This is a genomic window from Achromobacter sp. SX5 (assembly GCF_056711425.1).
The window spans coordinates 4674551-4688202 of the sequence record NZ_CM160041.1 but is presented as its reverse complement, the minus strand read 5'-3'; the positions used below and the strand labels follow the sequence as shown (position 1 = coordinate 4688202).

Genomic DNA, 13652 nt, shown 5'->3' with positions numbered 1-13652 from the left:
AGCCCTCGATGCGAGGCCTTGCGGTTTTTTTATGGACGGGCGCTTCAGGCGGCCAGCAGCCGCGGCAGGTCGGGCAGCGCCGTCTGCACCGTCGCGCTGTTTTCGTCCAGGCTTTCGAGCAGGCGCTCGAGATGGCCGATGTGCGGCAGCATGGGTCCGTAGAACACCACGCGCGGGCCGATCTGCACCAGCAGCGTGGGGAAGTTCTCCACGTCTTCCTCGCCCAGCAGCTCCGCGTGGTCTTCGATGTCTATCCATGCGAAGACGTGTTGCGGCATGGCCTGGGCCAGCGCCTGCAGCTTGGGCTTGTACCGTTCGCAGGTATCGCACCAGGCCGCGCAGAAACAGGCGACCAGCCAGGTGTCGGGCGACGAGGCCAGGCGCGCCCGCAGCGCGGCCTGATCGGTATCGGGTACGAGTAGAGACATGTGGGCAGATCGAGGCGTGTTTGACTATCATACCCGGGATGTCCACCGCCTCTTTGTCCACGCCATGACCGTTATGCGCACCGATTCCCCCACGCCCGAGCAGGACCGTCTTTCCAGCGCCGGCGCGGGCGCGGCCAACGTGGGCCAGGCGTTCAAGCGCGCGCTGGTGTCGCAATGCCACCCGACGATGCTGTTCGCGGTCCTGCTGCCTTTCCTGATCGCGCTGGTGGGCGCCTTCCTGCTGCTGTGGCTGTTCTGGACGCCGCTGACCGATTGGCTGCGCGCCGAGGTCTCGCACTGGGACGTGGTCAACCGGGTCGACGAATGGCTGGTCGCCGTCGGCCTGTTCTCGCTCAAGATCTATCTGATCCCGGTCATCGCCGCGGCCATCCTGCTGCCGGTCTCGGGCATTCTGGGGCTGGCCATCGCCGCCGTCTTCGTCATGCCGCTGGTGCTGCGCCACGTGGGCCAGCGCGAGTACGCGTCGGTCAGCCGGCAGGGCAAGTTTTCCACCGCGGTCAGCGTCTGGAACGCGGTGTGGGTGTCGGTCGCCTTCGCCGTGGGCTGGACGCTGACCTTGCCGCTGTGGCTGGTGCCGCCGATGGCGGTGGTGCTGTCTATCTTCTGGTGGGCCTTCGCGTTTTCGCGCATGATGCGCGTGGACGCCATCGTCGAACATGCCAGCCCGGCCGAGCGCAAGCTCATCCTGGAACGCAACAACGGCGGCTTCTGGACCATCGGGCTGATCTGCTCGCTGCTGAACCTGTTGCCGCCGGCGTGGATCATCCTGCCGGTGTTCTCGGCCCTGGTCTACGCGCACTACGGACTGGAGGCGCTCAAGCGCCTGCGCCAGGACCGCGTCATCGACGCCTGAGGCGTCATTCTTCTCACCACTCTGGAACCGTACATGGCCGCAGAACCCGCCGCCCGCCGCATCGGCCTCATCATCGTGGGGGATGAAATCCTCTCGGGCCGCCGTCAGGACAAGCATTTTTCCAAAGTCGTCGAGCTGCTGGGCGCGCGCGGCATGCAGCTGGGCTGGACCGAGATCCTGCCCGACGACCGCGACACGCTGACGGCGGCGTACCGCCGCAGCTTCGCCTCGGGCGACGTGGTGTTCTCCTGCGGCGGCATCGGCGGCACGCCGGACGACCACACCCGGCAGGCAGCGGCCGCCGCGCTGGACCTGCCGCTGGCGCTGCATCCCGAGGCCGAGCAGGCCATCGCCCAGCGCACCGCCGAGCTGGCCGCCAAAGGGCAGGGCACGGCCGACATGAGCGCGCCCGAGAACCAGCAGCGCCTGCAGATGGGCGTGTTCCCACAGGGCTGCGAGATCGTGCCCAACCCCTACAACCGGATTCCGGGCTTCTTCATCCGCGACCATACCTTCGTGCCCGGCTTTCCCGTCATGGCCTGGCCGATGCTGGAATGGACGCTGGACACCCGCTATCGTGCGCTGCAGCATGTGCGCGTCCACGCCGAGCATTCCTTCCTGGTGTTCGGCATGCCGGAGTCGCGCATCACGCCGGCCATGGTCAGCGTGGAAACGCGCTGGCCGGGCGTGCGCGCCTTCAGCCTGCCCAGCGTCGGCGAGACCGGCGGCGCCCCGCATATCGAGCTGGGCGTGAAGGGCGAGCCCGAGGGCGCGGCCGAGGCCCTGGCCTTCCTGCGGGCCGAGGTCCTGCGCCTGGGCGGCAAGCTGGAAGCGCCGGCCGGCGTCTGACGGCCGGCAGGCGGATAAGGTGTGGCCCCGTTTTATTTACGAAAAATCCATTGCCAAACAGGCTGGTAAATTTCACAATACGGGATAGAAATGTTTGTTGCGTCGCCGCAAGCAGTTCGCCTGCGGCGCAGACCCACATCATCCCATGGCCCGTCTTTCGCCCTCCCGCAATCCCCTGGACGCCGAAACCGAAGGCGCTTCCGCCCATCCCATCGCCATCCAGGTGATCGAGCGCGCCATGCGCCTGCTCGACGCCCTGGCCGCGCAGCCGGACCCCGTGACGCTCAAGGAATTGTCCGCCACCACGGGCCTGCACGCGTCCACCGCGCACCGCATCCTCAACGATCTGGTGGTCGGCCGGTACGTCGAGCGGGTCGACAACGGCCTGTACCAGCTGGGCATGCGCCTGCTGGAGCTGGGCTCGCTGGTCAAGGGGCGCCTGAACGTGCGCGAGGCGGCCATCTCCGCCATGCGTTCGCTGCACAAGCTGACTGGGCAGACCATCAACCTGTCGGTGCAGCAGGGCGACGAGATCGTGTACATCGACCGCGCCTGGAGCGAGCGCTCGGGCATGCAGGTGGTGCGCGCCATCGGCGGACGCGCGCCGCTGCACCTGACCTCCACCGGCAAGCTGTTCCTGTCCACCGGCGATGCGCGCCTGGTGCGCGCCTACGCGCTGCGCACCGGGCTGGCCGGCCACACGCGCAACAGCATCACCGACCTGGACCGCCTGGAGCGCGAGCTGGCGCTGGTGCGCCGCCACGGCTATGCGCGCGACAACGAAGAGCTCGAACTGGGCGTGCGCTGCATCGCCGCGGGCATATTCGACGATACCGGCAAGCTGGTGGCCGGGCTGTCGATCTCGGCGCCGGCCGAACGCCTGCAGGACGAATGGATCAAGGCGCTGGTGGACACCGCCGCCAGCATCTCCGAGGCGCTGGGCTACGAGCCGTCGGTGTCCGCCAGCTTCAACGGGCTGGGCATGGCGGCCGAGGCGCTCAGGGGCTGACCGTCCCGCGCTCAAAAAGAAAAGCCCCGCGGGGCTTTTCTTTTTTGCATCCGCCTGAGCGGGCGAGGCGGCCTTATTGCGCTTCGACGCCGGCCTTCTTGAACAGCTCGGCCCATTGCGGGACCTGCTGCTTGACCTTGGCTTCCAGCGCCTGCGGGTTGGCTTCGGCCGTCAGGACCGTGGCGCCCAGCTGCTTCATGCGTTCCTGGAACTTGGGGTCGGCCAGGCCGGCCTGCAGGCTCTTGACCAGCTTGTCCACGACCGGCTTGGGCGTGCCCTTCGGCACCCACATGCCATGCCAGATGCCGACTTCGAAGCCCTTGTAGCCGGACTCGTCCATGGTCGGCAGCTTGGGCAGCGTGGGCACGCGCTTCAGGCTGGTGACAGCGTAGGCCTTGACCTTGCCGCTGTCGATCTGCTGCGTGGTGTTGGTGGTCTGGTCGCAGAGCAGGTCCACCTGCTTGCCCAGCAGGTCGTTCATGGCCGGCGCGGTGCCCTTGTACGGGATGGTCAGCAGCTGCACGCCCAGCGCTTCGACCAGCATGGTGCCGCACAGGTGGCTGGCGGCGCCGATACCGGCGTTGGCCAGCGAGACCTTGTCCTTGTTCTTTTTGACGTAGTCGGCCAGTTCCTGGATGTTGTTGGGCGGGAAGTCCGAGCGCGCGATGATGGTCATCGGCACGTCGACCACCAGGCCGATGGGCTCGAAGCTCTTGTAGGGGTCATACCCGGGGTTCTTATACAGCGACGGCGCCGTCGAAAAACCGGCGTGCATCAGCAGGACGGAATAGCCGTCGGGCTGCGCGCGCGCCACCTGGGTGGTGCCGATCGTGCCGCCGGCGCCGCCCTTGTTTTCGACCACGACTGTCTGGCCCAGCGCGGTCCGCATGGCCTCGGCCAGCGAGCGCGCGACGTTGTCCGTCGGGCCGCCTGCGGCGAAAGGCACCACCATATTGACGGGGCGATCCGGGTATTCCGCCTGGGCTGCGCCGGCAGCGAGCATGGCGCTTGCGGCGAGCAGGGCCGACAGCGTGCGGGGAATGAGGGTCATGGAGTCTCCAGTTGCAGGGTTTTGCTTGCTGCGATTTAGTTATTGCCGGCTGACTTGTCGATTATGTTTTTTTCAGCGGCGTGAAAGCAGTGTAGAAAAGAATTGATACGCCGTCACGTCCGGTTTTTCCCCAAGCGGGGGGCTGTTTGTCTTGGATCAAACGCCGGTCCGCGGGGCCTCGCCGGGAAAGTGCAATCATTTATTGCGCCGCACAAAAACTCCTTGACAAGTTTTTTTCCCAGCCTAGAATGGCAATTGTGCAGTGCATCAAACGAGCCGGCGGTAGCTTGTAGTACCAGTTTCCGCGCACGTTTACCCCTTCGTCGCAGACAACCAATCCTTATTTGCCGGATCGCCCCCCGGCTACCTCCCAAGGAGCATTCTATGAGCGCCATTCCGCAACAAGTCCTGGACCGTCAAAAGGCCAACATCAACACCCTCGTGGCCGCTCAATCGGCTGTGTTCGCCGGTTTCGAAAAGCTGGTCGAGCTGAACCTGAAGGTCGTCAAGGCCACCCTGGACGAAGTCGCCCAGAAGTCGCAGCAAGCCGCCGAACTGAAGGACCCGCAGGAAGCCGCCGCTTTCGCCTCGGGCCTACTGCAGCCGGGCGCCGAAAAGGCCATGGCCTACACCAAGCACGTGTACGACATCGTCGCCGGCGTGCAAGGCAGCCTGGTCAAGCTGACCGAAGAACAGATCGCCGAAAGCCAGCAACAGCTGAGCGAAGTGGTCGACCAGTTCTCCAAGAACGCCCCGACCGGCTCCGAAAGCGCCGTCGCCCTGATCAAGTCCTCGCTGGCCACCGCGACCAGCGCCTACGATTCGATGAGCAAGGCCGCCAAGCAGGCCGCCGAAGTCGCCGAGTCGAACCTGAACGCCGCCGCCAACGCCACGTTCAAGGCCGCCACCGACGCTGCCGAGGCCGCCAACAAGGTCGCCAGCCGCAGCCGCCGCAGCGCCGCCTGAGCCTTTGGCGCGCGCACCGGCGCGCAAACCGCTAGTGCGCAAACCGCAGTAATGTAGTACTGTTGAGTGACAGAGCAGAGCTGGAATTAGGGCCACCCGATGGGTGGCCCCTTTTTTTTCCCGGTCAGCGGGCCACCGCCCGCACGCATTCGCCCACCAGGGCCGGGCCGCGGTAGATCAGGCCGGTATAGAGCTGCACCGCATCGGCGCCGGCTTCCAGCTTCTCGCGGGCCTGGCGGCCCGACATCACCCCGCCCACCCCGATGATGGCCAGGCTGCTTCCCAATTGCTGCTTGAGCCGGCGGATGACTGCCAGCGACAGTTCGTGCACCGGCGCGCCCGACAGGCCGCCGGCTTCTTCGGCATGCGGCTGGCCGGCGACCGCGTCGCGCGAGAGCGTGGTGTTGGTGGCGATGACGCCGTCGATGCCGTGGCGCGGCAGGGCGTCGGCGATGGCGTCGATCTGTTCCTGCGTGAGGTCCGGGGCGATCTTCACCGCCATCGGCACGCGGCGCTGGTGCCGGTCTTCCAGCGCCTTGCGCTTGTCGGCCAGCTGCGCCAGCAGCGCCGACAGTTCGTCGCCGCCCTGCAGCGCGCGCAGGTTCTTGGTGTTGGGCGACGAGATATTGACCGTCACGTAGTCCGCGTGCGGATACACGCCTTCCAGGCCGATCAGGTAGTCGTCGGCCGCGCGTTCTATCGGGGTGTCGGCATTCTTGCCGATGTTCAGGCCCAGGATGCCGCCCTGGGTGCGCCAGGTGCTGCGCTGCACGTTGGCCAGGAAGGCCGGCAGGCCCTGGTTGTTGAAGCCCAGCCGGTTGATGAGCGCGTTGGCGCGCGGCAGCCGGAACATGCGCGGCTTGGGATTGCCGGGCTGGGCGCGCGGCGTGACCGTGCCCACTTCGATGAAGCCGAATCCCAGGTTCCCGAGCGCGTCGATATAGGCGCCGTTCTTGTCCAGCCCCGCGGCCAGCCCGATCGGGTTGGCCAGCTGCATCCCCATCAGCGTGCACGGCGCCTTGGGCTGCGCGTGCAGCAGCTTGCGCGTGGCGCCGCAGTCATAGGCGCGCTGCAGCCCCGACAAAGTGACTTCGTGGGCGGTTTCCGCGTCCATGGCGAACAGCGCCGGGCGGGCCAGGGGATAGGCGTGGAAGAGAATAGACATGGGGCGGAATTGTAGAGCGAATTCGGCCGGCCCTGCGCCCGCCGCCGGGATCAGGCGGCCGGCGGTTCGGGCTGGTCGCGCCAGGCGCCGTCGACCAGGAACTGCGCGGGATGGAAATTCGACTTGTAGGACATCTTGCGGCTGGCGGCGATCCAGTAGCCCAGGTACAGCCAGGGCAGGTTCAGGATGCGGCATTGCTCGACCTGCCACAGGATGCTGTAGGTGCCGAGGCTGCCGGGGTGGTCCGGGTCGTAGAACGTGTAGACCGAGGACAGGCCGTCGTCCAGCACGTCGATGATGGACACCATGACCAGCTCGCCCTCGGGGCTGCGGAATTCCACCAGCCGGGTATTGACGCGGCTGGTGAGCAGGAATTGCGCATACTGGGTGCGGCTGTCCTCATCCATGCCGCCGCCGGGATGGCGGCCTTGCTGGTAGCGCGTATAGAGCCGGTAGTGCTCGGGCGACCAGGCCAGTTCGGCGACGAAGGACTGCAGGTCCTGGTGCGCGCGCCAGGCGCGGCGCTGGCTGCGGTTGGGCGCGAAGCCGGCCGCGTCCACCCGCACCGGAATGCAGGCCTGACAGTTGTCGCAATGGGGGCGGTAGGTGAACAGCCCGCTGCGGCGAAAGCCCTGTTCCACCAGCTGCGAGTACGTGCCCGCGTTGATCAGGTGACCGGGCGCGGCGACCTGCGAGCGGGCCTGGCGGCCAGGCAGATAGCTGCAGGGGTAGGGAGCGGTTGCGTAGAACTGCAGGGTCGAGAAGGGAAGTTCTTTAAGCTGGCTCATGGCGATCCCGGAAGACGGCGGCGAGTCCGCGACGGGACGGCTACATAGTAACGCCGTTCCCCGGTCCGCAGGCGCCGTCCGGATGCAGGCGTCCGGCGCTGTCGAGCGTGCCGCGCGTCCACGGCGGCCCGGGCTGCGCGGTGGCGCCGCGCACATGCTGCAGGAACGCGACGCGCGAGATCGGGCGCGCGCCCAGGCTCGCCAGGTGGCGGGTCTGCTGCTGGCAGTCGATGCGCTGCACGCCGTGCGCGGCCAGGTAGCGCACCAGGTAGGCCAGCGCCACCTTGGAGGCGTCGGGGCGGCGGACGAACATGGATTCGCCGAAGAACATGCGGCCCAGGCTGATGCCATACAGGCCGCCGGCCAGTTCGCCATCGATCCAGGTTTCGATGCTGTGCACGTAGCCGGCCTCGTGCCAGGCGCGGTAGGCCTGCTGCATCGCGCCGGTGATCCAGGTGCCGGGCTGGCCGTCGCGCGGCGCGGCGCAGGCGGCCATGACCCGCTCGAACGCGGTGTCCACGCGCACCTGCACGCGGGCCTGGCCCGCGGCCTCCTCGCGCGCGAGCCTGCGCAGCAGCTTGCGCAGCGAGTGCGAGGGCGCGAAATCCCTGACCGCCAGCACCATGCGCGGATCGGGGCTCCACCACAGAATGGGCTCGCCTTCCGAATACCACGGGAAGATGCCGTTGGAGTAAGCCTGGATCAGCCGCGGGATGGACAGGTCAGCGCCCGCGGCCAGCAGGCCGTCGGGGTCCGTCAGCGCGAACTCGGCAGGCGGGAACGGCGTATCGACGGCGAGCCAGGGCAGTTTCAACGGTGCGATTCTAGGGTGTAGTGGTGAGGCGAGAACACGCCGGACTTGCGGTCCTCGAAATAGTGGCGCAGCGTGGTGGCCACGGTGCGGAACGCCAGGTCGTCCCAGGGGATTTCGGATTCTTCGTAGTAGCGCGCTTCCAGGCTCTCGGGGCCGGGGTCCAGGTCGGGCGACAGGGCCTGGGCCAGGTAGAACACGTGCACCTGGTCGATCTGCGGCAGGTCGATGACGGTGTAGAGCTCGCCCAGCTGGATGCGGGCGCCGGCTTCTTCCAGCGTTTCGCGCGCGGCGCCCTGCGCCGTGCTTTCGCCCAGTTCCATGAAGCCGGCGGGCAGCGTCCAGGTGTTGTAGCGCGGCTCGATCGCGCGCCGGCACAGCAGCACGCGGTTTTCCCAGACCGGCACGGTGCCGACCACGAGGCGGGGGTTCTGGTAGTGGATGGCCCCGCAGTGGTCGCAGATGTCGCGTTCGCGGTTGTCGCCCTCGGGCACCCGGCGATTGACGGGCGAGCCGCATTGGCTGCAGAAATGCGAACGGCGCGGCGCGGGGAAGTATTCGATGGGCGATTTGGCGGTCATGGGTAGGATTCTACCGGCTGCGGCGGGGACTGGCGCGCCGGCCCGGCACGGGCGGGGGCGCCGCCCCGTAGCGCGCTTCCAGGTGTTCGACGAAGGACCGCACCTTGGGCGACAGAAAGCGCCGGTGCGGGTAGAGCGCGTACATGGAGATCGGGGTGTGCGCGTAGTCGGTCAGCAGCGCCACCAGCCGTCCGGCGCGCACGTCTTCGCCCACCAGGAAGTCGGGCTGCAGGATGATGCCGTGCCCGGCCAGCGCCGCGGTGCGCAGCACGTCGCCGTTATTGGCGCGCAGCGCGGCGTTCACGCGCACCAGGTGGGTCACGCCGTCCTTCTCGAAATGCCATTCGTTGCCGGTGCTGGCGTAGGCGTAGTGCAGGCAGCGATGCTGCCTGAGTTCTTCCGGGCTTTGCGGCGTGCCGTGGCGCGCCAGATAGGACGGGGCCGCGCACACCAGCAGCTGCTGCGGCGCCAGCGGACGCGCCACCAGCGAAGAGTCCAGCAGCGGGCCGATGCGCACCGCCACGTCGAAGCCGTCTTCCACCAGGTCGACAACGCGGTCGTTCAGGTCCAGGTCGATGACCACGTCGGGATAGCGCTGCAGGTATTCGGCGATGGCAGGGCCCAGGTGCAGGATGCCGAAGGACACCGGCGCGCTGACGCGCAGCCGGCCGCTGGGACGCTGGCCCTCGGCCTGCAGCGACTGCTCCAGGTCCGCCACTTCGGCCAGGATGGGGCGCACGCGCTCGTAGAACGCGCGGCCGGCGTCGGTCATGCTGAGCTTGCGGGTCGTGCGGTTCAGCAGCCGCACGCCGTAGCGCTGCTCCAGGTAGGCGATCTGGCGCGTGACGACGGAACGGGCCAGGCCCAGCTTGTCGGCCGCCGCCGCGAACGAGCCCAGTTCCACCACCTTGGCGTAGGTCTGCATGGCGGTATGCGTGTCCAAGATTGTTTCCTATCGAGGAACAATAATTTGCGATTCTCCATCTTTATCATTGTTTTTGGAATCGCAAGAATAGCGCTCCCGAATGATCGCTCCAGGAGAGTGCAATGGTTGATACCCGTACCGCGCCCTATGCCGCGCTGCTGCTGCGCTTGGCGCTAGGCGCCATGTTTCTGGCCCATGGCCTGACCAAGCTGCTGGTGTTCACGCTGCCCGGCACGGCCCAGTTCTTCGCCAAGATCGGCTTCGCCGGCTGGCTGGCCTATCCGGTGACCTTCTTCGAGATCGGCGCCGGCGTGTTGCTGATCCTGGGCGTGGTGCCGCGCTGGATCGCCACCATCGCCGCGGTGCAGCTATTGGTGGCCTCGACCGTGCATTTCGGCAACGGCTGGAGCTCCGGCAACCCGGGCGGCGGCTGGGAATACCCGGTCTTCCTGACCGTGGCGGCTGCCGCGCTGGCGCTGCTGGGCGACGGCAAATTCGCGCTGTACGGCAGCCGCCGCGGCTGAGCGCCGCGCGCGGCCCATAGAATGGAACGGTCGTCCCCAAACACCGGAGTTGCCATGTCCTTGCCCCTGTCGTTTCTCAAGCGCGCCGCGGCCGCGTCGCTGCTGGCCGCCGCGCTGTCGCCATTGGCCGCCCATGCGTCGGCCGAACAGGAAGCCGCCAACAAGGCGGCGGTGCTGGCCTTCTACGAGAAGGGCCTGAACCAGAAGGATGCCGAGGCGGCGCTGAAATACGTGGGCGACCGCTATGTGCAGCACAACCCGAACGCGGAAGACGGGCCGGACGGCTTTCGCAAGTTCATCGCCTTTCTGCGCGACAAGTATCCGCAGTCCCGGAGCGAGATCAAGCGCGCCTTCACCGACGGGGACTACGTGATCCTGCATGTGCACGCGGTGCGCGAACCCGGCACGCGCGGCAGCGCCATCATCGATATCTTCCGCCTGGAACAGGGCAAGATCGTCGAGCACTGGGATGCGGTCCAGCCCATCCCCGAGCGGTCCGCCAACGCCAACGGCATGTTCTGAGCCGCCGCTCAGGCCGCGGGCGGCCGGGGATCGGGATCGAACCCCAGCTCCCGCGCGACGTCGGCCTGCGCGACCGGCGCCAGCGGCGCGGCCGGATAGGCGCCGGGCCATGCGACCTGGATCGCGCCGCCGGGCGCCAGCTCGTCCAGCGCTTCCAGCAGCGGCGCGCCGTCGCCGGTGACCAGCTTTTCCAGCAGCGGCGGCAGGTCGCGGTCCAGCACGACGCCCGCGCCCAGCGGTGTCATGGCGTAAAGCCGGCCGGCATCGTCCAGCCGCCAGCCGGTCACCGCCTCGACCGCGGCGTCCGTGTGGGTGAGCAGGGCGCCGGCCTCATCGTCGAGCCGCAACACGTAGGGCGCGGCATCCAGGCGCAGGTACACGCGCTGCGGGCCGTTCTGGAAATACCAGCGGCCGGCCTCGTCATGTTCGTAATTGCGGTTGATGAACGCCAGGATCTGGCTGTTGGTAATGGATTCGCCCGGCCCGCCCTGCGCGGACAGGCCCTGCGGATGCAGCCGCCAGCGGCCCCTGGCGTCCAGCGACAGCCAGCCGTACACCGCGGGCACGTCGGGCCAGCGGGCGAGAGCGTCTTTTACTGATTGGTCCATATTCCCCGTGCCGCAATGGCATGCGTCGCGCAGCCGATGGTCAGCAGGCAAGAATAGCGGAAAAGGGGGGAGACTGGAGAAGCTGCTGGAGGCGCAAGCCGGAATCGAACCGACGTACACGGATTTGCAATCCGCTGCATAACCACTCTGCCATTGCGCCAGCATTTCAAGAAAAAAGGAAGCTCGGTATAGGCCGTTGCTTCCTTTTTATAATTTGGAGCGGGAGACGAGTCTCGAACTCGCGACCTCAACCTTGGCAAGGTTGCGCTCTACCAACTGAGCTACTCCCGCATATGCATTGCATTCGATGCCCTGCATGTGTTTTTGGTGCGTTTTTCTTTTTCAAGAAAAAGGCCGTGTTCACCAAAGACAGCGATTATACACAGAATTTCGGACTTGTGCCAATAACGGGATTCAGTGCGTTTCCGCCGCGGGCGCGGCTTCAGCCTCGGCCTGCGGCGCGGCGTCGGCGGCCGCATCGGGCTTCGGCGCGGGCGCGGCCTTGGCGCGCGGCTTGCCGGCGGGGCGGCGGCTGGCCTGGCGGCGCGCGTAGGCGGCCTGCTGTGCGGTCACCTTGCCCACGGGCTGGCCTTGCAGGTCGATGCGCGGCGCGTCTTCGGTCAGGCAGGCCCAGTAGCGGCTGCCCTTGCACCATTCGGCGATGGCCAGCTTGAGCTGTTCCTGCGTCATGGACAGCGCTTCGAGGTGTTGGGCGGCATCGGCCAGGATGCCCTCCTTGAGCGGCACCTTGGGCGCGGGATTCTTGGGGAAGGCCAGCGGGAACTGCTTCTGCAGGCGCCAGATCGCCTCGATCGTGGGATCGACCGGCTCGCGCTTCCTGGCCTCCTGCTTGCGGGCGGGATTGCGTTGCTGCTTGGCGGCATCGCGCTTTTTCGACTGGCCTGCGGCTTTCGGTTGGGCTGGCGCCGCTTGCTGGGCTTGCGCCCGGAGCTGCTCTCGCAGGTCGGCAAGTTTTTCAAAACCCATTGTTCTTTCCAACACCTCTGACTTGTGCAACCAGAAGGTTACCCCATGTCCGTGACCGGGGCACTGCGAGTGGTTGCGGATGGGCCGGGCGATAAAAAAAGGGCCCGAGGGCCCTTTTCACCGGGATTTCCCAAAAACCGCGCATGCGTTTTCGGAAATCGAAATCTGGAGCGGGAGACGAGTCTCGAACTCGCGACCTCAACCTTGGCAAGGTTGCGCTCTACCAACTGAGCTACTCCCGCATCGTTGCCTGGACCGTCTGCGATCACGGGGACCGGCGGCGGCTTGTGGCAAGCGAGGCGGAAGTATACCCAATTTTTTCGGAAACGCCAGCCGCGCAGGCGACGGCCCATTGAGATTGATCCACATCAAGATTCTGCGCATGTGTTGATGGACAGGGCCGGGCGGCTGGTCCCATACTCTGCTTCGAATTAAGTGATACAGAAAAATGTAGATAACAAAAAATTCAGTATCACTTAATCGGGTCGCGACACTTCGCGATCGCACGACGCCCATCCGATCAAGGAGGAGAGGAAAGCCATGGAAAAGCAACGTTATGCCGCCACGCAGGAACTGCCGCCGCCGATAGAGCAGCCCAACGTCTATCCGCTGTCGTGGGTCTGCAAGACCCGCAAACTTCAGGAGGTCTGGGAAGCATCCCTGCGAGAGAACTGGGACCCGGAGAAACTGCCCTGGGACACCCTGGACCTGGAAAGCTACAGCTGGGAAGAACGCGAGGCGATCGCCTATTGGTGGACGCTGTTGTCGGTGTTCGACGCGTCGGCGCCGCCGGTATTCGCCGAGGCCCTGGTCAAGACCTACGAGGTCCATGAAGAGGACGTCGTGCGCAAATGTTTTTTCTCGGTCACGCGCGACGAACAGAACCACGAGATCATGTGCGGTCTGGCCATCACGCGGCTGCTGGAGCATCCCGACCCGCTCACCTACACGCCCAAGACCGAACTCGGCAAGCGGCTGCAGAAGAACGCGCAGTGGCTGTACTTCAACGGCTCGCGCTACTGGACGGGCTACAAGAAGGCGGTGCCGAAATACGATCTCGCGGTGCTGTTCAGTTCGTTCCTGATGGGCGAGATCGCGGCCGCCACGATCTTCAAGCAGATGTACGAAAACTCGCGCGAAGCCGTGTTCAAGGAAGGTTTCAAGAACATCGGCCGCGACGAGGGCCGCCACATGGCCATCTGTATGGCCGTGATGGAGCGCGACTATCCCGGCCTGAAGGACGACGTCAAGGCGGTGGTGACCAAGCAGATCCGCGCCGGCTATCTGTTCCTGTCGGCCGTGCTGTTCGAGCCGCCGATGGAGTTCTGGGACCTGCCGGCCGACTTCATCGCCAACCAGCGCGAGGCCGAGGAAGTGGCGCGCGAGGCCGGCTTCGGCATTCCCACCCATGAGGCCAAGCTGGAGAACTGGCGCAACGCCATGCTCAACCTGAAAGGCGTGCTGGACCGCTACAACATTCCGTTCCCCGCCATCCCCGAAGTCGGCATCACCGGCCAGGAAGTGTCGGACGTGGACCTGGAAGACATCATCCCGGTGTTCTGAC

Annotated in this window: 16 protein-coding genes and 3 tRNA genes; 7 read left to right on the top strand and 12 right to left on the bottom strand. The window is 66.3% G+C overall.

All coding sequences use genetic code 11. From position 1 onward, the window contains the following. Nucleotides 1-44: 44 nt before the first annotated feature. Nucleotides 45-428 (bottom strand): thioredoxin family protein, encoded by a 384-nt coding sequence (locus AC1M14_RS21960; protein ID WP_479730459.1) that lies wholly within the window; start codon nt 426-428, stop codon nt 45-47. A gap of 64 nt (nt 429-492) precedes the next feature. Here AC1M14_RS21960 and AC1M14_RS21955 point away from each other — a divergent pair, with 64 nt between their 5' ends. From AC1M14_RS21955 to AC1M14_RS21945, 3 genes are all read left to right on the top strand, one after another. Next, a complete protein-coding gene (locus tag AC1M14_RS21955; RefSeq protein WP_102775598.1) occupies nt 493-1302 on the top strand; it encodes an EI24 domain-containing protein in 810 nt (269 codons plus the stop codon). Between the two features lie 33 nt (nt 1303-1335). Then, on the top strand, nt 1336-2151 hold the full coding sequence (locus AC1M14_RS21950; RefSeq protein ID WP_102775599.1) for a competence/damage-inducible protein A: 816 nt from the start codon (nt 1336-1338) through the stop codon (nt 2149-2151). A 145-nt stretch (nt 2152-2296) separates the two neighbouring features. Beyond that, entirely contained in the window at nt 2297-3160 is an 864-nt protein-coding gene (locus tag AC1M14_RS21945) for an IclR family transcriptional regulator (protein ID WP_102775600.1), read from the top strand. A gap of 73 nt (nt 3161-3233) precedes the next feature. Here the strand turns inward: AC1M14_RS21945 and AC1M14_RS21940 are convergent, their stop codons facing one another. Next, nucleotides 3234-4211 (bottom strand): tripartite tricarboxylate transporter substrate binding protein BugD, encoded by a 978-nt coding sequence (locus AC1M14_RS21940; RefSeq protein WP_102775601.1) that lies wholly within the window; start codon nt 4209-4211, stop codon nt 3234-3236. 384 nt (nt 4212-4595) lie between these two features. On the opposite strand from AC1M14_RS21940, the gene AC1M14_RS21935 reads away from it, so the two are divergent. Beyond that, nucleotides 4596-5177, top strand: a complete 582-nt coding sequence (locus AC1M14_RS21935) for a phasin family protein (protein WP_102775602.1) — start codon at nt 4596-4598, stop codon at nt 5175-5177. 124 nt (nt 5178-5301) lie between these two features. On the opposite strand, the gene AC1M14_RS21930 is transcribed toward AC1M14_RS21935, so the two are convergent. From AC1M14_RS21930 to AC1M14_RS21910, 5 genes are read right to left on the bottom strand one after another with little or no spacing between them, the layout of a single operon-like run. Next, nucleotides 5302-6342 carry a quinone-dependent dihydroorotate dehydrogenase gene (locus tag AC1M14_RS21930; protein WP_102775603.1) on the bottom strand — a complete coding sequence of 347 codons (1041 nt, stop codon included), beginning with the start codon at nt 6340-6342 and terminating at the stop codon, nt 5302-5304. A 50-nt stretch (nt 6343-6392) separates the two neighbouring features. After that, nucleotides 6393-7130, bottom strand: a complete 738-nt coding sequence (locus tag AC1M14_RS21925; protein ID WP_102775604.1) for an arginyltransferase — start codon at nt 7128-7130, stop codon at nt 6393-6395. Between the two features lie 40 nt (nt 7131-7170). After that, nucleotides 7171-7944, bottom strand: a complete 774-nt coding sequence (aat, locus tag AC1M14_RS21920) for a leucyl/phenylalanyl-tRNA--protein transferase (protein ID WP_479730458.1) — start codon at nt 7942-7944, stop codon at nt 7171-7173. Further along, on the bottom strand, nt 7941-8522 hold the full coding sequence (locus AC1M14_RS21915) for an NUDIX hydrolase (protein ID WP_102775606.1): 582 nt from the start codon (nt 8520-8522) through the stop codon (nt 7941-7943). Before AC1M14_RS21915 ends, aat begins: the two co-directional genes overlap by 4 nt. A 10-nt stretch (nt 8523-8532) precedes the next feature. Continuing rightward, entirely contained in the window at nt 8533-9465 is a 933-nt protein-coding gene (locus AC1M14_RS21910; RefSeq protein ID WP_479730457.1) for a LysR family transcriptional regulator, read from the bottom strand. A gap of 104 nt (nt 9466-9569) precedes the next feature. On the opposite strand from AC1M14_RS21910, the gene AC1M14_RS21905 reads away from it, so the two are divergent. Continuing rightward, on the top strand, nt 9570-9971 hold the full coding sequence (locus AC1M14_RS21905; protein WP_479730456.1) for a DoxX family protein: 402 nt from the start codon (nt 9570-9572) through the stop codon (nt 9969-9971). Between the two features lie 54 nt (nt 9972-10025). Further along, complete coding sequence (locus tag AC1M14_RS21900) at nt 10026-10493, top strand: nuclear transport factor 2 family protein (RefSeq protein ID WP_111826454.1); 468 nt, start codon at nt 10026-10028, stop codon at nt 10491-10493. Between the two features lie 8 nt (nt 10494-10501). On the opposite strand, the gene AC1M14_RS21895 is transcribed toward AC1M14_RS21900, so the two are convergent. From AC1M14_RS21895 to AC1M14_RS21875, 5 genes are all read right to left on the bottom strand, one after another. After that, a complete protein-coding gene (locus tag AC1M14_RS21895; protein ID WP_479730455.1) occupies nt 10502-11101 on the bottom strand; it encodes a DUF2946 family protein in 600 nt (199 codons plus the stop codon). Between the two features lie 86 nt (nt 11102-11187). After that, nucleotides 11188-11261 (bottom strand) — tRNA-Cys (locus AC1M14_RS21890). Between the two features lie 55 nt (nt 11262-11316). Further along, nucleotides 11317-11392: transfer RNA gene (locus AC1M14_RS21885), tRNA-Gly, on the bottom strand. 123 nt (nt 11393-11515) lie between these two features. Further along, complete coding sequence (locus AC1M14_RS21880) at nt 11516-12088, bottom strand: ProQ/FinO family protein (RefSeq protein WP_102775636.1); 573 nt, start codon at nt 12086-12088, stop codon at nt 11516-11518. A gap of 166 nt (nt 12089-12254) precedes the next feature. Continuing rightward, nucleotides 12255-12330 (bottom strand) — tRNA-Gly (locus AC1M14_RS21875). Between the two features lie 298 nt (nt 12331-12628). Here AC1M14_RS21875 and AC1M14_RS21870 point away from each other — a divergent pair. After that, entirely contained in the window at nt 12629-13651 is a 1023-nt protein-coding gene (locus AC1M14_RS21870; RefSeq protein WP_111826456.1) for a hypothetical protein, read from the top strand. Nucleotide 13652: the final 1 nt, after the last annotated feature.